This is a genomic window from Streptomyces sp. LMG1-1-1.1, assembly GCF_040815545.1.
Classification (GTDB): Bacteria; Actinomycetota; Actinomycetes; order Streptomycetales; family Streptomycetaceae; genus Streptomyces.
The window spans coordinates 110,772-134,188 of sequence record NZ_JBFPNH010000022.1 but is presented as its reverse complement, the minus strand read 5'-3'; the positions used below and the strand labels follow the sequence as shown (position 1 = coordinate 134,188).

Here is a 23,417-nt window from a genome sequence, read left to right as displayed (position 1 = left end):
GCCCGCGGGCCTGACGGGGCGGCGGCCGGCGTCCCCGCCGGCCGGGGCGACGCCGGCGTGTCCGGCGTCGCGGGCGGAGCGGGGTACGTCGGCGGATCCGGCGTAACGGGCGGACCGGGGTACGCCGGCGGATCCGGCGTCGCGGGCGGAAGCGGGGACGCCGAAGGACAGGCGGGGGCGTCCGGTGCCGCGGCGCTCTCCCCGGGCGCCGGCACCGGTCGTGCCGCACGGCGGTGGCCAATTCGTAGGGGAGTGCATCAGGCCACCGCCTGCCCCGCCGCGGTCGGTACGCCGGCGACGACACCCAGGAGTCCCGCGTGGTCCACCACGCCGAGGCACCGGCCGTCCTCGACCACCCGCGCGTTCTCGCCCGTCCGGGCGACCGCTTCGATGGCCTCCAGGACGGTGGCGCCGGGGGCGAGCGCCGGGCCGGCCCCGTGCTCTTCCGCGAACGCGGGGCGCATCGCCGAGCGCACGGTCAGCACCTGCTCGCGCGGCACGTCACGGACGAAGTCACGGACGTAGTCGTCGGCGGGGGAGCCCACGATCTCCTCCGGCGTACCGAGCTGCACGATCCGGCCGTCGCGCATCAGCGCGATGCGGTCGCCGAGCTTCAGCGCCTCGCTCAGGTCGTGCGTGATGAAGACCATCGTGCGCCCCTCCTCCCGGTGCAGGCGCACGACCTCCTCCTGCATGTCCCGGCGGATGAGCGGGTCCAGCGCGCTGAACGGTTCGTCGAACAGCAGCACTTCGGGATCCACGGCCAGAGCACGGGCCAGACCGACCCGCTGCTGCTGACCGCCGGACAACTGGCCCGGCCTGCGCTGCTCCATGCCCGCGAGGCCGACCTTGGCGACGAACTCCGCCGCCCGCTCGCGCCGTTCGCCGCGACCCACGCCCTGGATCTCCAGGCCGTACGCGACGTTGTCGAGCACGGTGCGGTGCGGCAGCAGGCCGAAGTGCTGGAAGACCATCGAGGCCCGGTGCCGGCGCAGTTCGCGGAGCCGGCCAGGGTCCATGGACAGGACGTCCTCGCCGTCGATGGAGACCGTGCCCGACGTCGGCTCGATCAGTCTGGTCAGGCAGCGTACGAGCGTCGACTTGCCCGAGCCCGACAGGCCCATGACGACGAAGACCTCACCCTTCGCGACGTCGAAGGAGACGTCGCGGACGGCGGCGGTGCAGCCGGTGCGCTCACGCAGCTCGGCCGCGTCCAGCCGCGCGAGCTCCTGGTCGCCGGGCACGCGCTCGGCCTTGGGACCGAAGACCTTCCACAGACCGCGTACGGAGAAGACGGACCCGTCGGCCGTCGGGGACGACGTGGTGGTGCGGGTCGAGGCGTACGGAGTGCTCATCGGGTCGTACCTCCCAGCAGGTCGGCGCATTTCTCGCCGACCATGAGCACGCCGATCATGGGGTTGACGGCGGTCATGGTCGGGAAGACGGACGCGTCGGCGATCCGGATGCCGTCGAGGCCCCGGATCCTCAGGTCGGGTGCGACGACGGCGAGTTCGTCGCCGACGGCACCCATCCGGCAGGTGCCGGCCGGGTGGTAGACGGTGTGGGCGACGTGCCGGGCGTAGGCGCTGAGCTCCTCGTCCGAGGTGACCTCCGGCCCCGGGCACACCTCGCGCTTCAGCCAGCCGGCCAGGGGTTCGCTCGCCGCGATGTGCCGGGCGATGCGGATCCCGTCGACGAGGGTCCGGCCGTCGTGGTCGTCCTCGTCGGTGAAGTACCGGAAGTCCAGCGCGGGCTTGACCTCGGGGTCGGCGCTCGTCAGGTACAGCCTGCCCCGGCTGCGCGGCTTGGGGATGTTCGGTGTCATCGACACGCCGTGCGCGGGCCGTTCGTAGCCCAGCCGCTCCGGGTTGTCGGTGAAGGGGATCTGGTAGAAGTGGAACATCAGGTCCGGTCCCTCGGACTCCGGGTCCCGGCGGACGAAGAGACCGGCGTCGGAGTCCATCGCGGAGTTCTCCGGGATCGGGCCGTGGGTCTCCCACACGATGACCGACTCGGGGTGGTCGAGCAGGTTCTCCCCGACGCCCGGCAGGTCGTGCACGACGGGTATGCCGAGCTTCTCGAGATCCGCCCGCGGCCCGACTCCGGAGTGCAGCAGCAGGCGCGGGGTGTCCACGGCGCCCGCGCACACCAGGATCTCGCGCCGGGCGCGCACGACGTGTTCCGTGCCGTCCTTCGCGCGGATGTGCACGCCGGTCGCCCGGGTGCCCTCGAACTCCAGCCGGAACGCCCAGGTCTCCAGGGCGATGTGCAGGTTCGGCCGGTCCAGGAACGGGTGCAGATAGGCGACGGAGGCGGACGACCGCTTGTTGTCCTCCGGGTGGTAGGCGAGGTCGAAGAAGCCGACGCCCTCGTGGAACGGCTCGCGGTTGAAGCCTTCGATGCGGGGCACCCCGAGCGCGGCCTGCGCCGCGTCGACGAAGTCCCGCGCGATCGCGTTCCGGTCCGCCTCGTCGACGGGCACGATGTTGTTGCGCAGCCGGGCGAAGTAGGGGTCCATGGCGGCGGCGTCCCAGCCCTCGGCACCGGCCTCGGCCCACTCGTCCCAGTCGGAGGGAAGGGGCTTGAAGGCGATGAGGGTGTTGTGCGAGGAACAGCCGCCCAGCACGCGGGCCCGGCTGTGCCGGATGTACGAGTTGCCCCGGGGCTGCTCGGTGGTGGGGTAGTCGTAGTCCAGCTCGCCCCCGAGCAGGCCCATCCAGCGGCGCAGGGTCAGGACGTCGTCGCGGCCGACGTCGCTGGGGCCGCCCTCGATGACGGCGACGGTGACGTCCGGGTCCTCGGTCAGCCGGGAGGCGATCACCGATCCCGCGGTGCCGCCGCCGACGACGACGTAGTCGTACACGTGTTGCTCGTTCATGCCTGGTCCTTGTGAGTCTCGCCCGCGAACCAGCGCACGGGGCGCGGGGTGAGGTTCCGGTAGATGTGCTTGCTCTCGCGGTACTCGGCGAGACCGCCGGGGCCCAGTTCCCGGCCGATGCCGGACTTCCCGAAGCCGCCCCATTCCGCCTGCGGCAGGTACGGGTGGAAGTCGTTGATCCAGACGGTGCCGTGGCGCAGCCGGGCCGCGACGCGCCGGGCACGGTCCTCGTTCGCGGTCCATACCGCTCCGGCGAGGCCGTACTCGGTGTCGTTGGCGAGGGCGACGGCCTCGTCCTCCGTATCGAAGGTCTCCACGGTGAGGACGGGCCCGAAGACCTCCTCCCGGACGACCCGCATGCGCCGGTGGCAGCGGTCGAGGATCGTGGGCCGGTAGAAGTAGCCCGCCCCGGCGGGCCGCTCACCGCCCGCCCGCACCACCGCGCCCTCGCCGAGGGCCGAAGCGACGTACTCCTCGGTCCTCGCCAGCTGCGCGGCGGAGACCAGCGGACCGCACTCGACGCCCTCGTCGGTGCCGCGTCCGAGCCTGATGTGGGCGGCACGGCGGGCGAGTTCGGCGACGAAGCGCTCGCGCAGCGATGCCTCGACGATGAGGCGGGAGCCGGCGGAGCAGACCTGGCCACTGTGGACGAACGCGGCGTTGAGCGCCTGGTCGACGGCGGTGTCGAACCCTTCGGGCGTCGAACAGGCGTCGGCGAACACGACGTTGGGATTCTTGCCGCCCAGTTCGAGGGCCACCTTCTTCACGCTGTCGGCAGCCGCCCTGGCGACCTTCGTCCCGCTCACGAGACCGCCCGTGAACGAGACGAGGTCGACGTCGGGGTGCTCGGCGAGCCGCGCGCCGACGGTGTCGCCGGGGCCGGTCACGATGTTGGCCGCGCCGAGGGGCAGTCCGGCCTCCAGGAGCAGTTCGACCAGGACGACGGTGCTCAGCGGGGTGATCTCGCTGGGCTTGATCACGAACGTGTTGCCGGCGGCGAGTGCGGGCGCGATCTTCCAGCTGGCCTGGAGCAACGGATAGTTCCACGGCGTGATCAGGGCGCAGACCCCGACCGGCTCCTGCACCACGACGCTGCGGATCTCGTCCGATCCGGCGTCGACGACCCGCCCGCCGCCGTCCTCGTTCGCGATCAGGTCGGCGAAGTAGAGGAAGGCGTCGCGGACGCAGTCGACGTCGATGCGGCCCTCCTCCAGCGTCTTGCCCGCGTCCTGGCTCTCCAGGGCGCCGATCCGCTCGCGGTCGCGCTTCAGCAGGTCGGCGGCCCGCCGCAGCAGGGCGGCGCGTTCGGCGACCGGCGTACGGGGCCAGGAACCGTCGTCGAAGGCGGCCCGCGCCGCGGCCACGGCGTCGTCCGTGTCCTGGACACCGCCCTCGGCCACGACCGCGAAGGCGGTCGCGTCGGCGGGGTCGATGATCTCGCGCGTGGCTCCGGACAGGGCTGCGCGCCACTCTCCGCCCACATGGATGGTCTGTTGTGCTGCCGTCACGTCGGGTCTGGCCTTCCGTTCTCCGAGTCCCCCTGCCGGTTGTCCGGCGATTCGGCCGCCTGCCCTGACGTCGGCAAACCATCCGCAATGCCTTACGGAGAGTGACATGCTTCACAGTCGAGAAGGTATGAAAAGGGGCATTAAAGGAGATGTGGATGAGCGGGGCCTGCCGCTTCGGCGGATGCCGCCGTGCCGGCCCGAGGGAAGCGGCAGGCGCGGCGGTCAGGTCGGGAGCCGGCTCACGGAACCGGCTCCGACCTTCACTGTCAGACCCATCCCGTAGAACGGGGCTCATCGCAGTCGAGTCGTGAACCAGGACTCCTTTCCGTGCCGACGGGTAAACGACGGCAAGACCGAAGTCCGGGGACGACCTGACGACGCCGTCCTCCGCCGAACCCAGGAGATTGCCCCGCCATGAGCCCGACCCTCACGCCGCGCCGCGCGCCGTCCTTCGGAGACCGGATCGCCGATGCCGTCCTGGACGCCGCATACGAGACGCAACGGCTGTACGGGCACGGCGCGTTTGGTGTTTCCTGCCCCGCGTGCGGAGTGCCGGCCGGGACGCTGTGCCTGGCCCGCCGTAGCGTGCACGCCGAGCGGCGCGGGGCATACCGGCAGGCCCTGGAGGGCCGCACGCTCGTCCCGCTGCCGGCCGCGGCCGGCCGCTGACATCGTGCAGCACGGCGGTGGTACGGCCCTGAGCCACGTGTAACGCAGGATCCGCGTCCTCGCGGTGTGCCCGCCGCGCGGGGATCAGCCGCCCCGCTGCTCCGCTGCCGGGTGGCAGGCGCAAGGGGGTTTCTCGGTCCGGTCGATCCGCTCCGGTTCGGGCCCCGATTTCACGGCGTACGACCTCTCGGTGTCGGGACTTCGATGAGACCTCTCAGTGGGGAACCCGGCAAGCCGCGCATCCGCCCGCGCTGTGCGGAGGCAGCCAGGACCGGATCGAGCGCGCTGCGGTCGCGACCCCGGGGAAGGATGATGGGGGGCATGGAAGGGCTACCGTTCATTCCTCCCGCCGGGGTGGACGAAGGTGAGCGCCTCGGCCCGCCCCCGGTCGGCTTCGCCCTGCTCGCCGCGGATGGAGTGCTCGTCGGGTGGAGCCGTGAGGCCGAGGCCCTACTGGGGTATCCGGCTTCGGAGGTACTGGGACGCCGGGCGGTGGACCTGATCGCACCCTCGCACGCCGATCGCGACAGATCGGAGCAGCCGGGGTGGGATCAGCGGCTGCGGCTCGGTGGGACACGCAGTGCCGTCGTGGACGTGCGCCACCGTAGCGGAGACACCGTACGTGTGGCAGTGACTCTGCACCCCCTCACCCCTGCCTCCGACGGGGCCTCTTCCGGCCAGACCCCCTCCGCCGTCCTCACGGCGACTGAGTTGCAGGGGCTTCGTTGGTGGGAGACCCGACAGGCGATGCTGCAGGGGCTCGTAACCCAGTCGCCGGTGACACTGACCATCTACGGTCCCGGCGCGCGCCTCTTGTGGGCCAACGCATCCAGCGTCCGGGAACTCGGTGGCGACCTCACGGCGTTGCTCGGCCGCTCCATGACCGAACTCTTTCCCGGTGATGTCCTCACCACCCAGCACCTGGCGCCGCCGGAGGAATTCGTCCAACAGATCCTCGAGACCGGTGAGCCGGTCATCGACGTCCATTTCAGAGGGCGCTCCCCGGCCGACCCGCGGCGCGAGCACGTCTGGTCCTCGTCCTATTTCCGACTGCTGGACGGCCGGGGAGAACCAGTGGGCGTGTGCGAACAGTCCATTGACGTCACCGACCACTACCGTGCGCAGCAGCGCCTCGCGCTCCTCGCTGAGGCCGGCGCGAGGATCGGGTCGACGCTGGACCCGTCCGGAACGGCAGCGGAGCTCGCCGAGGTCGCCGTGCCGCAGTACGCCGAAGCCGTGCTCGTCGACGTGGCCGCAGAAGTGCTCGAGGGAGAGGAACCGAAGCCCGTCACGGCATGGGACCTCGTACGCGTGGCGGATTCCGGCGGGGGACCTTCCCAGGTGGGTGCGGGGGTCGCGTACGCCGCCGGGTCATCGCAGGCCGAGAGCCTGGCCAGGGGCCGGTCGACCACGGACGCCGTGGTCGCGCCGACACGGCTGTACGTGCCGCTGATCGTGCGGGGGACGCCCTTGGGCCTCGTCACCTTCGTGCGGGGCGAGAGCTCGGATCCCTTCGACGACGGCGATCGGGCAATGGCCGAGGAACTGGCGTCGCGGACCGCCGTATGCATCGACAACGCCCGGCGTTACCGCCGAGAGCACACCGCCGCGTTCGTGCTCCAGCGCAGCCTGCTGCCACGATCGCTGCCCGAGCTGAGCGCGGTCGAGGCGGCGAGTCGCTACCTGCCGGCCGACAGTCACCTCGGCGCCGGCGGCGACTGGTTCGACGTCATTCCGCTTTCAGGGGCACGCGTCGGACTCGTCGTGGGGGACGTCGTCGGCCACGGACTGGGAGCCGCTGCCACCATGGGGCGATTGCGCGCGATGGTGCGCACCCTGGCCGAGCTGGACCTCGCGCCCGACGAACTCCTGGCCCGGCTGAACGATCAAGTCGGCAGGGACGCGTCGGAACAGAACGGGAAAGGCGCGGACGGCAGTGGCGCCGTCGGAGCGACGTGCGTCTACGGGATCTACGATCCGGCTTCCCGGACGAGCACCTGGGCGGCGGCGGGACACCTGCCGCCGGCTGTGGTGCAGCCGCACGGCCCCGTCAGCTTCCTTCGTCTGCCGCCGGGGCCTCCTCTGGGCGTGGGACGGCTTCCGTACGAGGGCGCGGAAGTGGAGCTCGCGGAGGGAAGCCTGGTCGTCCTGTTCACCGACGGCCTCGTGGAAGCCCGGGGGAAGGGCACCGACGTGGGGTTGGACCGGTTGGCGGCCGTACTCGGCGAGCAGCGAGGATCGTCGTCCGATCGATTGTGCGCCCAGATCGTCGCGGAGCTGGCATCGGGCCAGGTGCAGGACGACGCGACGCTCCTCGTCGTGCGCACCCGTGCGCTGGGGGCACAGCAGGTGGCGACCTGGGAACTGCCCTCGGACCCCGCCCTCGTCGCACGCGCACGTGCGACGGCCGCGGAACAGCTTGGGCGGTGGGGACTGGACGATCTGGTCTTCACCACAGAACTGGTGGTCAGCGAACTGGTCACCAACGCGATCCGCCATGCCTCCGGCCCGATCGGCCTGCGGTTGATCCGGGACCGTTCTCTCATCTGCGAGGTCTCCGACTCGCAGCACACCTCACCGCATGCCCGTTACGCCGGCAGCGACGAGGAGGGCGGACGTGGACTGTTCATGGTCGCCCAGCTCACCGAGCACTGGGGGACGCGCTACATGCCGGCAGGGAAAACGATCTGGGCGGAACAGGCCTTGCCCGTGGCTTGACGGCCTCCCGCGTCTGCCCGAACCCGGGGCGGTGCCGCATCAAGCGCCGGTGGTGAGGACGGTCGGCTCGAGCCTGAGCGGTGGGGGAGCTCACGGCCTCTCCGTGCGCACGGCTCATGAAGTGTGCAGGCGTACGGCCAAGGCGGCGATGTCATCGTCGAGGCTGCCTCTGCTGTGACGGAGGAGGTCGTGGTGCAGGGCCGTGAGCAGATCACGGGGAGATGTGGGGGCTTGTCGACGCATCCACTCCGTCAACGGGAAGAACTCACCGTCCCGGGCGCGGGTTTCGGCGACCCCGTCCGTGTAGAGGAGGAGAAGCTCGCCGGGAGCGAAGTCGAAGGCGTCCGCACGGTACTGGTCACCGATCAACTCCGCCAGGCTGAGCAGGGGCGATGGGGCGGACGGCTCGAGGACGCGTACGTTTTTCAGGCTGTGGACCAACGGTGGGGGATGTCCGCAGTTGACGATGGTGATGCGGTTGCTTTGATGCGGGATCTCGACGAGCAGCGCGGTGGCGAAGCGTTCCATCGGCGCCTCGGGCGGATGGGCGGCGTTGTGCCGGGCGCAGCTGGCGTCCAGCCTGCGGGCGACGTCGGTCATGTCGGCCTCGCCGTGTGCCGCCTCCCGGAAGGCGTTGACGATCGCTGCGGCCGCCCCCACCGCCGGCAGGCCTTTGCCTCGCACGTCGCCTATGAGGAGCCGTACCCCGTACGGCGTGTCGACCACCTCGTAGAAATCCCCGCCGATGCGGGCTTCCGCGGCGGCCGCGAGGTACAGCGATTCGATCTCGACGTTCCGGAATCGGTGCGGTAGGGGCCGCAGCACCACCTGCTGGGCCGCGTCGGCGACGAGCCGTACCTGGAAGAGGGTGCGCTCCCGCTGGAGCCGGACATGGCTTCCGTATGCGGCGGCCACGGTGACCGCGACGATCCCCCCGCATGTCCACCACGTCCCCAGATCGGGGAAGACGAGGCTGAGGCCGATCATCAGAAGGAGGCAGACGGTCCCGAGCAGGACGGTCGGAAGGACCGGCCACATGGCGGCGGCCAGAGCCGGCGCCGCGGGCAGGAGGCGGCTGAAGGCCATCTCCGGCGGGGTGGCGTAGGCCAAGCAGGCGATCACGACGGTCAGAATCACCGGCGACAGCCGCACAAGCCTGCCGTAGCCGTAGCCGTAGCCTCGACGGAGCCGCGGCCGTCCGGACTCGATCATGAATCCCAGAGTATCCGCGAGGGGCCCGCTCAGCGACGTGACGAGCGGGCCCGTGTCGTCAGGACGAGGGCACGGGCACAGCCGCAGCGCCCGATCACGGGGCGGGCTATCGCACGGGGCGACGCCCGGTACGCCGAAATCGGATGGCCCCCAAGGTCAGCGCGGTGACGAAGACCAGCACGCCGATCACCAGGAGATAGAAAAGCCCGTCAGCAACCGCACCTACGATGCCAAGGACGATCGCAGCCACAATGAGCAACAGCACCCAGACCATCACGGTTTCTTCCCACTGATCAGCGCCTGGCCAGACGTCGCTCGCCGCCGGCGCCGGGCTGGTACTCCAGTTCGTAGTGCGCGAAGACATCCGGTTCTCGCTCGGCCGGCAGCACGCCGTCCGTGTCGATGGCCGGTGCGTCTTTCACCAAGGACTTGCCGAAGGGGACCTTCAGGTAGCCAGGACCGACCGTGGCTTCGGCGAGGGGCACGAACACCAGCCGATGCCGCGTAGGAAGGCCGACGGTCACTGTCGCGAACGACGGTTCGTCGGTCGCGGTGTCCACGTAGACCGACTCGAGCGTGCCGATCTTCTTCCCGTCTGCGTCGACGACGTCGTGCTCGCGCCACTCCCGGATATCGGCGATCTGGATCATCGATCAGCCTCCCTTCGCTGTCCGGACTCCATCATGTGGCCGAATGCGACATTTCGCCTCACCGCTCGAGCAGCGTGGCGCAGGCGCCGGGTTCGAGTGGTGCGGTTGACGGCCGGTATGACGGAACGCGTGCCGCTCGGGCAGCCTCTTGGGCTCCGGCTCGCGGCTCTCCTGCCACCGAACCACGCCACCGTGCCCGTGACCGCCGGCACGAGCGCGCGCCCTCATCCCCGGACCCGGGGTGCCGGCGAAGGGCGCCGCCCTCGGGCGTAGCGGCGGCCGATGGACTCGGCGCTCAGGCCGTGCAGCACGATGCTGACCATGACGGTGATCACCATCACCCGCGAGATGAAGTCACCGCCACCGGAGCCACGCAGTTCGATGGCGGCGAGGAGCCCGAAGACCACCGAGGCCACTCCCCTGGGCCCCATCCACCCCAGGAACAGCCGGTCGGACAGGGACAGATCCGTACCGACGAGGGCGACCGTCACGGGCACCAGGCGTACCAGAGTGCAGACGAGGAGGGCGTAGAGGACGACGGACAGGTGGAAGCCGTCCCAGAACTCGTCGCTGACCAACTGGCCGAAGAGGAACCACAGGGCGAGGGTCGACAGGGTGACCAGGTCGTCGGCCATCCGCACGGTGCCCTCGGGGAGATGCCGCATCGCCGGGGCGACGCAGACGCCGGCGACGAACGAGGCGACGAAGCCGTTGCCGCCCAGGAAGACCGACAGGGAGTACGCGGCGAGGGGCACGCTCAGCACCGCGAGTCTCGCCGCGGTGGGCAGGGTCCAGCCCTTCGCCCAGGACCGGCGGAGCAGCCGTCCGGCCAGGTAGCCGACGAGCGAGCCGGATCCGACGGCCCAGCCCGCCGCTCCGACCGCGTCGAGGAGCGCCTCGGCGTAGTCGGAGCCCGCCGCATGGTACTCGGCTGCGGCGGCGACACAGATCAGGAACACCGGCGAGACGATCCCATCGCTGAGGCCGCCCTCGACGTTGAGCACCTCCCGCAGGCGCGCCGGGATGCGTTCGTCCCGCACGAGGGCAGCGGCGGGTGCCAGGTCGAGGGGGACGACGACCGTCGCCAGGGTCGCGAGCACCCAACCGGGCCGGTCGGGGAAGAAGGCGAGCGCGGACAGGAAGGCGGCGCCCAGGGTCAGCGGCAACGCGGCGCCCAGGAGACGGGCGACGACGCTCCTCTCCCGCCGGATGCCTCCCGCCGGAACCTCGGTCGCGTCGACGAAGAGCAGCAGGGCGAGGACGACCTCCACGGCGCGTTCGAAGCCGGCCAGGTCGCCGAAGTCGAACACGAGCGGCGGGTCCGAGCCGCTGGTGAGGGCGATGCCCGCCACCATCATGGCGATCGGTGCGGTGATGCCCCACAGCGCGAGCCTGCGCGACAGGACGCACCAGGTGAACAGAATGCCCGCGATGACGGTGACGGCAAGCAAGGCGTCCGCGCTTTCGGGAGGCTCGGTCCCGGCTGGTTCCTCCCGGCGTTGCAGCGTAAGGCGCAGGCCGTGCCGTGCCGTGGCAGCACGCCGACAGCGTCCCTCCCGGGGCGCTGTCCGCCAAGGAATCGGCGGTGCTCACCCGGAGCCCGTCACATGGACGGTTCCGTCTCCCGTCCGCGTCCGGGGAGGGCGCCGGTGCCGAACGCGCGTCGGTACGCGGCGGGCGAGACACCGAAGGTCGTACGCATGTGCGCGCGCAGGGAGTTGCCGGAGCCGAGGCCCGCGCGGTGGGCGACGAGGTCGATCGGAAGATCGGTCGTCTCGAGAAGTTGCCTGGCCAGCTCCAGACGTTGTGCCGTGAGCCACTGCACCGGAGTCACTCCGACCTCGTCGCGGAACCGCCGGGTGAAGGACCGCAGGCTCATCCGGGCGTGCTCGGCGAGCCGGGCCAGGGTGAGGGGCTCGGCGAGGTGTTCCAGGGCCCAGGCGCGGGTGGCGGTGGTGCTGGCCAGGGTGGGCTCCGGCACGGGCCGGTCGATGAACTGGGCCTGCCCGCCGTCCCGCCAGGGAGGCACCACACACATGCGGGCCGCGCGGTTGGCGACCGAGGCGCCGTGGTCGCGGCGGATCATGTACAGGCACAGGTCGACCCCCGCGGCCACGCCCGCGGAGGTCAGCACGTCGCCGTCGTCGACGAAGAGCACGTCCTCGTCCACTTTGACCTGGGGAAAGGCCCGGCGGAACTCCGGGGCCAGGTTCCAGTGCGTGGTGGCCGGCCGGCCGTCGAGGAGCCCGGCGGCGGCGAGCACGTACGACCCGGTGCAGATGGACACGAGTCGGGTGCCGGGCCGGATGCCGTCGATGGCCGCGGCGACCTCGGGCGGCAGCGGGCCGCCACGGCCGAGCTCGGGCATGGCGTGAGTGGGCGGGAGGACCACGGTGTCGGCGGCGGCGAGCGCCTCGGGCCCGGCCGAGGGCTGCACGGTGAACCCGGCGTCGCTGAGCACCGGGGCACCGTCGGCCGTGCAGATCGTGACCTCGTACAGGGGGCGCCCGCCGGCGTCCTCGGCGCTGCCGAAGACCCGGGAGGGTATGCCGAGCTCGAACGGAGGCACCCCGGGCAGCGCGAGGACGGCGACCCGGTGCGGGGGCGCCGGTGTCACTTCGTGAGCTGCCCCCCTCGCCGGTTCTGATGGTTTCCTCATGGCCTGATCCTGTCACATGCTGGCCAAACGGCCAACACCACGCGGGACCGCGGTACCGGATCGTGGACGCATCGCCGCCGGAACGGTCCGGGGGCGCACCGATCGAGACGGAAACGAGGCGGACAGCATGCGTGCGGTGGTCGTGGAGCAGTGGGGCGGACTCGAGAGCCTGGTCGAGCGCGAGATGGAGCGCCCTGAGCCCGGTTTGGGCGAAGTCCTGGTGCGGGTCCACGCGGCCGGAGTGAACCCCGTGGACTGGAAGACCCGGGCCGGCGGGGCCCTCATCGAGTGGGGCCCCGTTCCGGCCGTCGGGTGGGACGTCTCCGGCACGGTGGAGGCCGCCGGCCCTGGTGTGGGGATCTTCCGTCCCGGCGACGAGGTCTTCGGCATGCCGCTCTTCCCCCGGCAGGCGGGCGGATACGCCGAGTACGTGGTGGCCCCGGCACGGCACCTCGCCCCCAAGCCCGCCTCCCTGACCCACGTGGAGGCCGCGGCGCTCCCGCTGGCGGCGCTCACCGCCTGGCAGGCCCTCGTCGACGCGGCGGACGTCCGCCCCGGGGAGCGGGTGCTGGTGCACGCGGCGGCCGGCGGAGTCGGGCACCTTGCCGTGCAAATTGCCAAGGCCCGCGGAGCCTACGTCATCGGCACGGCGAGCGCGGGCAAGCACGACCTGGTGCGCGAGCTGGGCGCGGACGAGGTGATCGACTACCGCGGGACACGCTTCGAGGACGTCGTCTCCGACATGGACGTCGTCCTGGACGGTATCGGTGGCGAGACGGCGGAACGCTCCCTGGAGGTGCTCCGAGACGGGGGCAGGCTGATTACCCTGCCGGGCCCGGACGACGTCCCCGCCGCGCGGGACGGTGTACGGGCGGCCTGGGTCCTGGTGGAGCCCGACCACCTCGGCCTGCGCGAGATCGCGGCCCTGGTGGAGCAGGGGCGGCTGCGGCCGGTGGTCGACCTCGTCGTGCCGCTCGCCGAGGCGTCGAAGGCCCACGCGATCGGCGAACAGGGCCGCACCACGGGCAAGATCGTTCTATCGGTCGTCTGAGCCACGGGACGCGACTGGTCGCTCCGAACCGCCCAAGGCGGGCGTGCTGCGCATGGCGCGGAAGTGCCATGCAGGAGTCGAGCCGGTTGCCGGGCCGGCCCGCGATGAAGAAGGGGAACGGTGCCCATACGGCCCCGCTGCACTGCACCACGGCGCCTGGCCGCGAATCCGGTCCGTGCCTGGTCCGGTAGTGAGGGCGGGGCTTGAGATGCTAGGTGTATTGATCACGGACGTTGTTGACACGGTTGGGTTGCCGGCGTCTCAACAAGGGATGGATCCGCGCGCGCCCGCGGTAAGTCGGCCTCGAGCAGCCCCGTGCAGAGCATCGCCTGACCACCGAACGACGTCGACTGCCACGCCGTCGAGCTGCTTCCGCAGGCCTGTCCACGCCCCGCCGCCACGGGAGAACGGTGCGGGCGGCGGCACCGTGAGGTCCAGGTCCTGAGCAGACGTGGGAAGGAGCTTGGTACCCTCAGAGGTCGAGAATGTGGCTCTCGTGGGCCGCGAACTCGACATCGGAGAACACCGGCTGCTGCTTGAGCCGTGCAAACGTCTTCAGCTGCGGGATGCTGGTGGGGTTCCACTCGAATCAGCCCCAGGCTGCTGCACGTCGCACCTGACCGCATCGGGCAATCTGACGGTAGTGCAAATTAGCCTGGGGTGAACAGCCTGCCCGGGGGTGAGCCGACCGCGCGGCCCTCGGTGTCCGCGTACGAGTTCATCTGTAGAGCCTCGTACAAGCCGCAATGCAGAGGCAGGACGTCACTCGTTCTGGGCCATCCGACGACCAGCGATCGTTGGGCCTTCGGTGGCATGTACTGCGCCGCGATGCGCCAGGCGGAAGTGATCCACCTGCAGAAGTCGAAGTGTCGTCTGCCGGCATCACGTGGGGGCGTGCACGCGAGGCCGCCGTCACCCTTTACGGGGGTGCCATGGAGTTGGCGAAGCGCCCCTATGGCCTTCGGCATGCCGGCATCTCGTTCTGGCTCGCCTCCGGAGTCGATCCGGCAGAGTGGGCGCGTCGTAACGGGCAGAGCATTGGGGTTCTGTTCCGCTGCCACGCGAAGTTCCTGGTCGAAGCGCGGAACCACGCCGATCACCTGACCCGACGAGGCCATGCGGCGGTGGGAGGAACCGGTGATCGATCTATGGCTTCGCTGTCCAGTGGCAAGAAGGAAGGGGCGTCTGACGCGTGTTTTGGCTGGTCAGACGCCCCTTCTCGTACCTCTAAAAGAAGCCGAGCTTCTTCGGGGAGTACGAGACCAGGAGGTTCTTCGTCTGCTGGTAGTGGTCCAGCATCATGCGGTGGGTTTCGCGGCCGATGCCGGACTGCTTGTAGCCGCCGAAGGCGGCGTGGGCGGGGTAGGCGTGGTAGCAGTTGGTCCAGACGCGGCCGGCTTGGATGGCGCGGCCGGCGCGGTAGGCGGTGTTGGTGTCGCGGGTCCAGACGCCGGCGCCGAGGCCGTAGAGGGTGTCGTTGGCGGTGTGGATGGCGTCGTCGAAGTCGGAGAAGGAGGTGACGGCGACGACGGGGCCGAAGATCTCCTCCTGGAAGACGCGCATGCGGTTGTCGCCTTCGAAGATGGTGGGCTGGACGTAGTAGCCGCCCGCGAGCTCGCCGCCGTGTTCGACGACCTGGCCGCCGGTGAGGATCTTCGCGCCTTCCTGCTGGCCGATCTCCAGGTAGGAGAGGATCTTGGCGAGCTGGTCGGCGGAGGCCTGGGCGCCGATCATGGTGGTGGTGTCGAGGGGGTGACCGGGGACGATGAGTTCGGTGCGGGCGACGGCGGCTTCGAGGAAGTCGGCGTAGTGGCCGCGCTGGACGAGGGCGCGGGAGGGGCAGGTGCAGACCTCGCCCTGGTTGAGGGCGAACATCGTGAAGCCTTCGAGGGCCTTGTCGCGGAAGTCGTCGTCGGCGGCCCAGACGTCGTCGAAGAAGATGTTCGGGGACTTGCCGCCGAGTTCGAGGGTGACGGGCTTGAGGTTCTCGGAGGCGTACCCCATGATCAGCCGGCCCGTCGAGGTCTCGCCGGTGAAGGCGATCTTGGCGACGCGGGGGGAGGAGGCGAGGGGCTTGCCGGCTTCCTCGCCGTAGCCGTTGACGATGTTGAGGACGCCGGGCGGCAGGAGGTCGGCGACGAGGCTCAGCCAGAAGTGGACGGAGGCCGGGGTCTGTTCAGCCGGCTTGAGGATCACGGCGTTCCCGGCGGCGAGGGCGGGCGCCAGCTTCCAGACCGCCATGAGGATCGGGAAGTTCCACGGGATGATCTGCGCGACGACGCCGAGGGGCTCGTGGAAGTGGTAGGCGACGGTGTCGTCGTCGATCTCGCTCAGGGACCCCTCCTGGGCCCGCAGCACGCCCGCGAAGTAGCGGAAGTGGTCGATCGCGAGCGGGATGTCCGCGGCGAGGGTCTCGCGGACGGGCTTGCCGTTGTCCCAGGTCTCGGCGACCGCGAGGGCCTCCAGGTTGGCCTCCATGCGGTCGGCGATGCGCAGCAGGACGGTCGCCCGGTCGGCCGGGGCGGTCCGGCCCCACGCGGGTGCCGCGGCGTGCGCCGCGTCCAGGGCGCGTTCCACGTCCTCGGCGGTGCCGCGGGCGACCTCCGTGAAGGGGCGGCCGTCGACCGGGCTGGGGTTGTCGAAGTAGCGGCCGCCTGCCGGGGCGACGTACGCGCCTCCGATCCAGTGGTCGTAGCGGGCCTGGTACGACATGAGGGCGCCCTCGGTACCGGGTGCGGCGTAACGGGTCATGGACATGGCCTCCCTGGGACGCGCCGGCCGTCCCTGGCCGGTGCTCACGGCCGAGTGTGGTGGCCCGTACGTTGCAAGTCCGTTGCACCGGAGGACAGTTCCGCCTCCAGGGAGTCGAGCCGTGCCCGTACGGGGGGAAGCTGCGGTGCCGGTACGGCCGCGCACAACGCCCGCCAGACCACCACGTCGTCCTCGCCCCACGTGCTGTAGGCCCAGTCGGCGAGCAGTCCGGGATCACCCCGGTCGACCAGCGCGGCCCGCAGTCGTCCCGCGAGCCGTTCCCGGAGCCGTACGACTCCGGGCGCGGTCGACGAGGGGAGCAGCGGGCCGGGGTACTCGGCTGCCGCGGCCGCGACCGCCCCGGATGCCAGCCGCCGGTCCAGGGTGGTGAAGTCCGCGTCCACGGTGTCCGCGAGCCGGTACGGGCGGGAACGCAGCACGTCGGGGCCGAGCAGTGCGCGCAGCCGGGACAGTTCGGCCCGGAGCGTGACCGGGGTGACCGACTCGTCCTCGTACAGCAGGGTGAGCAGCCCGTCGCCGCTCACGCCCTCCGGGCGGTGGGCGAGGAGCACCAGGATCTCGCTGTGCCGGCGGCCCAGCCGCACCCGCCGTCCGCCCACGGAGAACACGGCCTCGTCCCGGCCGAGGGCCGACAGCCTGAGGTGTCCGGGCGCGGGGGCGGGCCCGAGCAGGGCCAGCTGGGATTCGGCCGCGCGTGCGACGGCCTGTACGAAGCCGAGGCTGTGCGGGTGCGCCAGGCCGGCCCCGCCCGTGATGTCGACCGCGCCGAGGACCCGCCCGGTGCGCGGGTCGTGCACGGGTGCGGCGGCGCAGGTCCAGGCCCGGACCGAGCGGCGGAAGTGTTCGGCGGCGACGACCTGCACCGGACGGTCGACGGCGAGGGCGGTCCCGGGCGCGTTCGTGCCCGCCGCCGACTCCGACCACCGCGCCCCGGCCACGAAGTTCATGCCGCGTGCCTTGCGGAGGGTGTCCGGATGGCCCTCCACCCACAGCATCCGCCCGGCCGCGTCGCAGAGCGCGAGCAGGTGCTCCCCGTCCGTCGCGTACGCCCCCATCAGCTCCCGGATCACGGGCATCGCCGCCGCGAGCGGATGGCCGTCGCGGTACGCCGCGAGTTCGTCCTCCTCCAGCTCCACGCGCGCCGCCTCGTCGGGGCTCACGCGCGCGCGTACGGAACGCCGCCAGGACGCGGCGACCAGCGGCCGAGCGTCCCCGGCGACCGGACCCGGACCCGCTTCTCCCGCCACCCACGCATCGCTCAACTCGGCCTCCCCGTCGACGTGGTCACGGTCCGTCCCGGCCATCGTGGTGCCCGTTCGGGCCGCCGACAAGCGGCCGGACGGCCTCGCGTACGCACCCTGTCCGGGACCCGCCCCACGGCCCTCACGTAGAGTGGGGCTCGGGCCGTGACTGGCGCTTGAGGTGGATCACCACCGGGGAGCGGCCCGGCGGAGCGCGTCGTGACGGCGCGGGTCCGTCCATGCCGTGCGCCTGGGCGAACCACCCGTCAGAGACGACGCCCAGGAGTCGCCATGTCCACCAGCACCGCCACCCTCATGGACGGTACGGCCCTCGCCCGCCGCACGGTCGAGGAGACCGCCGCCCGCGCCGCCGACATCACCCGCCGCACCGGCGTCACCCCGTGTCTCGCGACCGTCCTCGTCGGCGCGGACCCCGCCTCCGTGACGTACGTGAAGATGAAGCAGAACCGCTGCGCGAAGGCCGGAATCCGCTCCAAGCACGTCGAGCTGCCCGCCGAGACCACGACCGAGGAGCTCGTCGCCGCGATCACCGCGCTGTCCGAGGACCCGGAGGTCCACGGGATCCTCCTCCAGCACCCGGTCGGCCCACACATCGACGAGCGCGCCGCCTTCGAGGCCATCGCCCCGGAGAAGGACGTCGACGGCGTCACGATGGCCTCGTTCGCCGCCATGGGCTTCGGCCTCCCCGGCTTCGTCTCCTGCACGCCCGGCGGCATCATGCGCCTCCTCGACGCGTACGACGTCGAGCTGAGCGGCAAGCGCGCGGTCGTCGTCGGCCGCAGCGCGATCCTCGGCAAGCCGGCCGGTCTGCTCCTCCTCGGCCGCGACGCCACCGTCACCTACTGCCACTCGCGCACCAAGGACCTCTCCTCCGTCGTCCGCGAGGCCGACATCCTCGTGGCGGCCGTCGGCAAGCCGAACTTCATCAAGGGCGAGGACATCAAGCCGGGCGCCGTCGTCATCGACGCCGGCTACAACCCGGGCAACATCGGCGACGTCGACTTCGCCTCCGCCGCCGAACGCGCCTCCTTCATCACCCCGGTACCCGGCGGCGTCGGCCCCATGACCATCGCCGTCCTCCTCGCCCAGACCGTGGAGGGCGCCGAGCGCCAGCTCGGCCTGTAGGAGCCGAGCGGCCCCGGTCACCGCGCAGTGGCGGAAGCCGGGCGCGCCGACCGGGGACGGGGGGCGAGAGACCGGAAACGGGGGCCGGGACGGGGGTCCGGCTCTTCGGGCCCCACCCCGGTCCGCGGTGCGCGCCTAGGCTTCGTCGTCCGTGGCACCCGCCCCACGGGGCGTCTGCGCCGTCGCGAGGGCGACCGCCGGGTCACGGTCCGGCGGCCCCACCGGTGACCAGTGAGCACCCTCCTTGGCGTACGGCCACCAGCGACCGTCGACGCCGAGCCGGAGCTGCGCATCCGCACCCACGGCCGTCCACCGGGCACCCGAGCGCCGCAGAACGGGTCGTTCGTCGTCCTCCCAGGCCTCCGCCAGCCGCGCGCCGGCCCGAACGAGGGCTTCCGCGCCCGGGGTCCACTCCTCCTCCAGTACGGAGAGGGCGGCGGCACCCCCGAGCCGCCACGCGCGCGTGGCCAGGTCCAGTTCCGCCGGCGTCCTGCCGGAACCGGCGGCGAGTCGTGCCCTGATCCACGACACGGGCGAGTCCGCCGCGAGCCGTACGGCGTCCTGAGCGGCCGTCAGCCGAGGTCCCGCCGGATTCTCTCCGGCGGATGCGGGTACGGATGTAGATGTGGGTACGGCCCCGGTGTCAGCCCCGGCACCGGTGCCAGCCCCGGCACCGGCACCGGTGCCAGCCCCGGCACCGGCACCGGCACCGGCACCGGCACCGGCACCGGTCCCGGTCCCGGCCCCGAACCCCGCCGCCGCGGAGGCGGAGGCGGAGGCGGTCCCGAACGCGGCCGAGGCCCCCGGGGACCCGAGGGCGGCGACGAGCATCCGGTGGGCACGGGCGGCCGCGTCCGCCGCGAGGAACTCCAGAGCCGTCGGGTCGACACCCGGCTCGGGATCCGTGTCCGTGTCCAGGCCGGGCGGGACGCCCGGGGCGGCGACGGCGGCCGGGGGCGCGGGCAGCGGCGGGAGGAGGAACCCTTCCGCGTACGCCTCGGCAGCCGACACGCCCTGCATGCCACCCGTACCCGTCGGGGCACCCGCCGCCGGCGTGTCGTCCCCGCTGCCGTCGCCGCGCGTCGGCGCGCCGGAGGCACGCGCGGCACTGCGGGCCTGGAGCTGGTCGAGGAGGGTGCGTTCGCCGCGCCCCCGCATCAGCAGCAGGACGAAGGGGTCCTCGTCGAGCAGGCGCGCGACCTGATAGCAGAGTGCCGACGTGTGCGGGCAGTGGTCCCAGGCATCGCAGCCGCACTCGGGTTCGAGGTCACCGATGCCGGGCAGCAGGTCCAGCCCGGCCGCCGCCGCGTCCTCCACCAGGTGGGGCGGCATCTCGCGGTCGAGCAGCGCCGCGATGTGCCCCGCGCTGTCGACGGCGAGGTCGAGGAACCGCTCCCACTCGTCCTCCGAGAGCGCCCGCACCAGGACGTCGCCGCGGTACGCGGTGCCGTCCCGGTCCTTGACGATCGCCGTGATCCGGCCGGGCCGTACGGTCACGGCGCCCACCGCTCCCGCGCGCGCGTGCCGGCGCCCGGCCTTCAGCTGGGCGCCCTCGAGCGCGGTGTCCTCCAGGGCCTTCAGCCATGCCCGGCCCCACCAGGTCCGGGCGAACGTCGTGCCCTGCGTCGGCGGCAGCGCCGCGAACGTCCGCTCGTCGCCGCCGTGCCCGCCGCCCGGCGTGCCCCCGTGTCCGCCGAGGGGCCCACCGAGGGGTCCGTCGGCGGGCCCGTACCCCGTGCCGTGTCCTGTGTCGCTCATCGTCCGTCCCCTCGCAGTCGCACCAGCTCCGCCAGTTCGGCATCGGTCAGTTCGGTCAGCTCCCGCGGGGCGTCCGAGCCCGTCCCGAGCACGCTGTCCGCGAGATCCTTCTTGCGGTCGAGCATGGCCGCGATCCGGTCCTCGACCGTGCCCTCGGCGATCAGGCGGTGGACCTGGACCGGGCGGTCCTGGCCGATCCGGTACGCGCGGTCGGTGGCCTGTGCCTCGACGGCCGGGTTCCACCAGCGGTCGTAGTGCACGACGTGCTCGGCCCGGGTGAGGTTGAGCCCTGTCCCGGCGGCCTTCAGGGAGAGGAGGAACACGGGGACGCCCCCGTCCTGGAAGCGGGCGACCATCGCCTCCCGCTCGGCGACCGGCGTGCCGCCGTGCAGGAACTGCGTCCGCACGCCCCGCGCCGCCAGATGCGTCTCCAAGAGCCGGGCCATCCCCACGTACTGGGTGAAGACCAGGGTGCGCGCGTCTTCGGCGAGGATCGTGTCGAGCAGTTCGTCGAGCAGCTCCAGCTTGCCCGAGCGGCCCGCGATCCTCGGCCGCTCCTCCTTGAGGTACTGGGCGGGATGGTTGCAGATCTGCTTGAGCGCGGTGAGGAGTTGCATGACGAGGCCCCGGCGCTCCATGCCGTCGGCCCGGGCGATCGCCTCCAGGGTCTCCCGTACCACCGCCTCGTACAGTCCGGCCTGTTCCGGCGTCAGGGAGACGGCGCGGTCGGTCTCCGTCTTCGGCGGCAGCTCGGGCGCGATCCCGGGGTCGGACTTGCGGCGGCGCAGCAGGAACGGGCGGACGAGGGCCGCGAGGCGTCCGGCGGCGGCCGGGTCGGCACCACCCTCGACGGCGGCGGCGAACCGGGTCCGGAACGCTCCGAGGCTGCCGAGCAGCCCCGGCGTGGTCCAGTCGAGGATCGCCCACAGCTCCGAGAGGTTGTTCTCCACCGGCGTGCCGGACAGCGCCACGCGTGCGCGTGCCCCGATGGTCCGCAGCTGCCTGGCCGTCGCCGAGTACGGGTTCTTGACGTGCTGGGCCTCGTCCGCGACGACGAGCCCCCAGTTCCGCGCGGCGAGCCGCGCGGCGTCGAGCCGCATGGTGCCGTACGTGGTGAGGACGAAGCCGCCGTCGGTGAGCTCCTCCAGGTCGCGGTGGGCGCCGTGGAAGCGGCGGACCGGCGTGCCGGGGGCGAACTTCTCGATCTCCCGCTGCCAGTTGCCCATGAGGGAGGTGGGACAGACAACGAGCGTGGGGCCCGCGGAGGCCGGGTCGGTCTGCCGGTGCAGGTGGAGTGCGATGACGGTGATCGTCTTGCCGAGGCCCATGTCGTCGGCGAGGCAGCCGCCGAGGCCGAGCGAGGTCATTCGGTGCAGCCAGTCGAGCCCGCGCAGCTGGTAGTCGCGCAGGGTCGCGGTGAGTGCGGCGGGCTGAGCGATCTCGGGCCGGCCGCCGTCGGGGTCGGCCAGCCGCTCCCGCAGCCGCTCCAGCCATCCGGTCGCCGCCACTTCGACGGCGCGCCCGTCGATCTCGGTCGTTCCGGTGAGAACGGCCGCGAGGGCGTCCACCGGGGTCACCTTGCGGTCCTGCTGGGCCCGCGCCCGGCGCAGCTCGGCCGGGTCCACCAGGACCCAGCGGTCGCGCAGCCGGACGAGCGGCCGTCCGGCCTCGGCGAGGCCGTCGAGCTCGGCTCGGGTCAGCTCCTGGTCACCGACGGCGAAGCGCCAGTGGAAGGAGAGCAGAGCGTCGGCGGACAGGAAGGAAGGGAGGGACGAGGAGAAGGAAGAGGAGGAGGGCGAAGAGTCATCCGGGGAGTCGGAGGAGGCGACGGAAGAGGAGAACGCGGAGGAGGAGGGGTGTTCACCGGTCCCCTCCCGGCCCGGGTCCACGGGGCCGATCGCCGCTCGGGCGGTCAGCCGTTCCGCGAGTTCGCGCGGCCAGTGGACCTGGACGCCCGTCGCCGCGAGCGCCTGGGCGGCCGGGCCCAGGAGCTCCGTGACCTCCTCGTCGGCGAGGTCGACGGTGTCGGGGACGGCCGCGGAGAGCAGCGGGGCCAGCGGGGGCCAGGCGCGGGCGGCGCGCCGCAGGGCGAGCAGGGCGTCCATGCGGGCGCGTGGGCCGAAGGCCGCTCCCGTCGGGCCGGAGCCCGCCCAGACCTCCGCCGCGTCGGCGACGAGGGTCGGGTCGGCGACTCCGTGCAGCTGGAGCACCGCGCGGAAGGACGGCGCGTCGTGGGCCTCGGCGGTGAAGCCGGGCAGTTCGAGGCGGAGTGACAGCCGGACTCCCGCGTCGTGGACGGCCGCCACATCGGCGGCCCACGCCCGCTGTTCGGGGATCGGCTGTGGCTCGCCGGCGGCGAAGGCGAGGCCGCCGGCCGCGAGGGGAGCGGCCGGAGTCCGGGGGAGGGTGTCCGCGACCGCGTCGGCGAAGGCGCGGAGCAGCGCTTCGGGTGCGGGCAGCAGCAGCGGTTCGTCCAGGGACAGGGGAACGGCGTGGGCCACGGGAGGCATCGACGCGGCGAGCGTACGGAGTTCCGCCAGCTCCTGCGGGCCGAGGGGGCCGACGCGCCACGCGTCCAGGTCTTCGGCGGTGAGGCCGGGCAGGAGGAGGCCGCGGGAGACGAGGTCGAGGGCGAGGAGCGACGCGGCGCCCCAGAACGCCGTGGCCGGCGAGGCGGTGTCCGAGAACCGTGCGCGGACGAGCAACGGCAGCGCGTCCCGTACGGACACGGTGTGGGCGGGGACGGTCACGGCCTGGAGGCCGTCCTCATCCACGACCGTGATCTCGACGTGCGGCGACACGGAGCCGTCGGCGACGGGGGAGTCAGGAGCGCCGGGGGTCGCCGACGGGTCGTCGCCTCCGACCGGCAGGGCCTCGCCGTCCGGTGACCAGAAGGCGATCCGGCCGGCGCGGGGCGGATCGGCGGGAAGGAAGACGGCGGCGTGGCGGGCGAGTGCGGGGGAGAGCCCGAGGGCGGGTTCCCGGACGGGAGTGGGAGTGGGAGTGGGCGTGGGAGCGGGTTCGCGGGCCGAGTCATGGGGTCCGTGCGACAGCGACAACGCATTCCTCAAATTTGACTACCGGGACCAAGCGGCCGAGGTTACCTGACAGTCGAGGCTTGACGCGTCATCATCCGGCGTGATCCGCCTCACAGG

16 protein-coding genes, 1 pseudogene and 1 riboswitch are annotated in these 23,417 nt (G+C 72.2%); of the genes and pseudogenes, 4 read left to right on the top strand and 13 right to left on the bottom strand.

Annotated elements, in window-relative coordinates:
- The 4 genes and pseudogenes from MRBLMG1_RS13315 to MRBLMG1_RS13300 form a co-directional block, all read right to left on the bottom strand.
- Positions 1 to 258 (bottom strand): annotated as a pseudogene (locus tag MRBLMG1_RS13315) (hypothetical protein); the annotation flags it as partial.
- Positions 258 to 1,355: a quaternary amine ABC transporter ATP-binding protein gene (locus MRBLMG1_RS13310; protein WP_367823928.1), complete on the bottom strand. Its 1,098-nt coding sequence runs from the start codon at positions 1,353 to 1,355 to the stop codon at positions 258 to 260. The gene MRBLMG1_RS13310 and the pseudogene MRBLMG1_RS13315, both read right to left, overlap by 1 nt.
- Positions 1,352 to 2,878: a GMC family oxidoreductase gene (locus MRBLMG1_RS13305; protein ID WP_367823927.1), complete on the bottom strand. Its 1,527-nt coding sequence runs from the start codon at positions 2,876 to 2,878 to the stop codon at positions 1,352 to 1,354. The genes MRBLMG1_RS13310 and MRBLMG1_RS13305 overlap by 4 nt, the downstream gene beginning before the upstream one ends.
- On the bottom strand, positions 2,875 to 4,386 hold the full coding sequence (locus MRBLMG1_RS13300; RefSeq protein WP_367823925.1) for an aldehyde dehydrogenase family protein: 1,512 nt from the start codon (positions 4,384 to 4,386) through the stop codon (positions 2,875 to 2,877). Before MRBLMG1_RS13300 ends, MRBLMG1_RS13305 begins: the two co-directional genes overlap by 4 nt.
- A 414-nt stretch (positions 4,387 to 4,800) precedes the next feature.
- Here MRBLMG1_RS13300 and MRBLMG1_RS13295 point away from each other — a divergent pair, with 414 nt between their 5' ends.
- Entirely contained in the window at positions 4,801 to 5,055 is a 255-nt protein-coding gene (locus MRBLMG1_RS13295; protein WP_367823923.1) for a zinc finger domain-containing protein, read from the top strand.
- Positions 5,056 to 5,376: 321 nt separating this feature from the next.
- Entirely contained in the window at positions 5,377 to 7,773 is a 2,397-nt protein-coding gene (locus MRBLMG1_RS13290; RefSeq protein WP_367823921.1) for a SpoIIE family protein phosphatase, read from the top strand.
- 114 nt (positions 7,774 to 7,887) lie between these two features.
- Here MRBLMG1_RS13290 and MRBLMG1_RS13285 read toward each other — a convergent pair whose 3' ends face one another.
- The 5 genes from MRBLMG1_RS13285 to MRBLMG1_RS13265 form a co-directional block, all read right to left on the bottom strand.
- Positions 7,888 to 8,985: a PP2C family protein-serine/threonine phosphatase gene (locus MRBLMG1_RS13285; RefSeq protein ID WP_367823919.1), complete on the bottom strand. Its 1,098-nt coding sequence runs from the start codon at positions 8,983 to 8,985 to the stop codon at positions 7,888 to 7,890.
- 106 nt (positions 8,986 to 9,091) lie between these two features.
- Complete coding sequence (locus MRBLMG1_RS13280) at positions 9,092 to 9,259, bottom strand: hypothetical protein (RefSeq protein WP_367823917.1); 168 nt, start codon at positions 9,257 to 9,259, stop codon at positions 9,092 to 9,094.
- 19 nt (positions 9,260 to 9,278) lie between these two features.
- Complete coding sequence (locus MRBLMG1_RS13275) at positions 9,279 to 9,635, bottom strand: PRC-barrel domain-containing protein (protein ID WP_367823915.1); 357 nt, start codon at positions 9,633 to 9,635, stop codon at positions 9,279 to 9,281.
- A gap of 224 nt (positions 9,636 to 9,859) precedes the next feature.
- On the bottom strand, positions 9,860 to 11,086 hold the full coding sequence (locus MRBLMG1_RS13270; RefSeq protein ID WP_367823913.1) for a cation:proton antiporter: 1,227 nt from the start codon (positions 11,084 to 11,086) through the stop codon (positions 9,860 to 9,862).
- A 152-nt stretch (positions 11,087 to 11,238) separates the two neighbouring features.
- A complete protein-coding gene (locus MRBLMG1_RS13265) occupies positions 11,239 to 12,294 on the bottom strand; it encodes a GlxA family transcriptional regulator (RefSeq protein ID WP_367823912.1) in 1,056 nt (351 codons plus the stop codon).
- Between the two features lie 127 nt (positions 12,295 to 12,421).
- On the opposite strand from MRBLMG1_RS13265, the gene MRBLMG1_RS13260 reads away from it, so the two are divergent.
- Positions 12,422 to 13,345, top strand: a complete 924-nt coding sequence (locus MRBLMG1_RS13260) for an NADP-dependent oxidoreductase (RefSeq protein WP_367823910.1) — start codon at positions 12,422 to 12,424, stop codon at positions 13,343 to 13,345.
- Between the two features lie 1,227 nt (positions 13,346 to 14,572).
- Here the strand turns inward: MRBLMG1_RS13260 and MRBLMG1_RS13255 are convergent.
- Complete coding sequence (locus tag MRBLMG1_RS13255) at positions 14,573 to 16,096, bottom strand: aldehyde dehydrogenase family protein (RefSeq protein WP_367823908.1); 1,524 nt, start codon at positions 16,094 to 16,096, stop codon at positions 14,573 to 14,575.
- Positions 16,097 to 16,140: 44 nt separating this feature from the next.
- Positions 16,141 to 17,379 carry a helix-turn-helix domain-containing protein gene (locus MRBLMG1_RS13250; RefSeq protein WP_367823907.1) on the bottom strand — a complete coding sequence of 413 codons (1,239 nt, stop codon included), beginning with the start codon at positions 17,377 to 17,379 and terminating at the stop codon, positions 16,141 to 16,143.
- A 134-nt stretch (positions 17,380 to 17,513) separates the two neighbouring features.
- Positions 17,514 to 17,621: riboswitch (ZMP/ZTP riboswitch) on the top strand.
- A gap of 28 nt (positions 17,622 to 17,649) precedes the next feature.
- Between MRBLMG1_RS13250 and MRBLMG1_RS13245 the strand changes: the two genes are divergently transcribed.
- Entirely contained in the window at positions 17,650 to 18,504 is an 855-nt protein-coding gene (locus MRBLMG1_RS13245; protein WP_367823905.1) for a bifunctional 5,10-methylenetetrahydrofolate dehydrogenase/5,10-methenyltetrahydrofolate cyclohydrolase, read from the top strand.
- Positions 18,505 to 18,639: 135 nt separating this feature from the next.
- Here MRBLMG1_RS13245 and MRBLMG1_RS13240 read toward each other — a convergent pair whose 3' ends face one another.
- Both MRBLMG1_RS13240 and MRBLMG1_RS13235 read right to left on the bottom strand, forming a co-directional pair.
- The gene (locus MRBLMG1_RS13240; protein ID WP_367823904.1) at positions 18,640 to 20,262 is read right to left on the bottom strand and encodes an SWF or SNF family helicase; all 1,623 of its coding nucleotides are present in this window, start codon (positions 20,260 to 20,262) and stop codon (positions 18,640 to 18,642) included.
- Positions 20,259 to 23,321, bottom strand: a complete 3,063-nt coding sequence (locus MRBLMG1_RS13235) for an SNF2-related protein (RefSeq protein ID WP_367823902.1) — start codon at positions 23,319 to 23,321, stop codon at positions 20,259 to 20,261. The genes MRBLMG1_RS13240 and MRBLMG1_RS13235 overlap by 4 nt, the downstream gene beginning before the upstream one ends.
- Positions 23,322 to 23,417: the final 96 nt, after the last annotated feature.

What these genes read in the sequence shown, in the direction of transcription:
- MRBLMG1_RS13260 (WP_367823910.1), top strand. Translation starts at nt 12,422, where the DNA reads ATGCGTGCGGTGGTCGTGGAGCAGTGGGGCGGACTCGAGAGCCTGGTC.
- MRBLMG1_RS13295 (WP_367823923.1), top strand. Translation starts at nt 4,801, where the DNA reads ATGAGCCCGACCCTCACGCCGCGCCGCGCGCCGTCCTTCGGAGACCGG.
- MRBLMG1_RS13240 (WP_367823904.1), bottom strand. Translation starts at nt 20,262, where the DNA reads ATGAGCGACACAGGACACGGCACGGGGTACGGGCCCGCCGACGGACCC.
- MRBLMG1_RS13275 (WP_367823915.1), bottom strand. Translation starts at nt 9,635, where the DNA reads ATGATCCAGATCGCCGATATCCGGGAGTGGCGCGAGCACGACGTCGTC.
- MRBLMG1_RS13255 (WP_367823908.1), bottom strand. Translation starts at nt 16,096, where the DNA reads ATGACCCGTTACGCCGCACCCGGTACCGAGGGCGCCCTCATGTCGTAC.
- MRBLMG1_RS13285 (WP_367823919.1), bottom strand. Translation starts at nt 8,985, where the DNA reads ATGATCGAGTCCGGACGGCCGCGGCTCCGTCGAGGCTACGGCTACGGC.
- MRBLMG1_RS13265 (WP_367823912.1), bottom strand. Translation starts at nt 12,294, where the DNA reads ATGAGGAAACCATCAGAACCGGCGAGGGGGGCAGCTCACGAAGTGACA.
- MRBLMG1_RS13310 (WP_367823928.1), bottom strand. Translation starts at nt 1,355, where the DNA reads ATGAGCACTCCGTACGCCTCGACCCGCACCACCACGTCGTCCCCGACG.
- MRBLMG1_RS13290 (WP_367823921.1), top strand. Translation starts at nt 5,377, where the DNA reads ATGGAAGGGCTACCGTTCATTCCTCCCGCCGGGGTGGACGAAGGTGAG.
- MRBLMG1_RS13245 (WP_367823905.1), top strand. Translation starts at nt 17,650, where the DNA reads ATGTCCACCAGCACCGCCACCCTCATGGACGGTACGGCCCTCGCCCGC.
- MRBLMG1_RS13280 (WP_367823917.1), bottom strand. Translation starts at nt 9,259, where the DNA reads ATGGTCTGGGTGCTGTTGCTCATTGTGGCTGCGATCGTCCTTGGCATC.
- MRBLMG1_RS13305 (WP_367823927.1), bottom strand. Translation starts at nt 2,878, where the DNA reads ATGAACGAGCAACACGTGTACGACTACGTCGTCGTCGGCGGCGGCACC.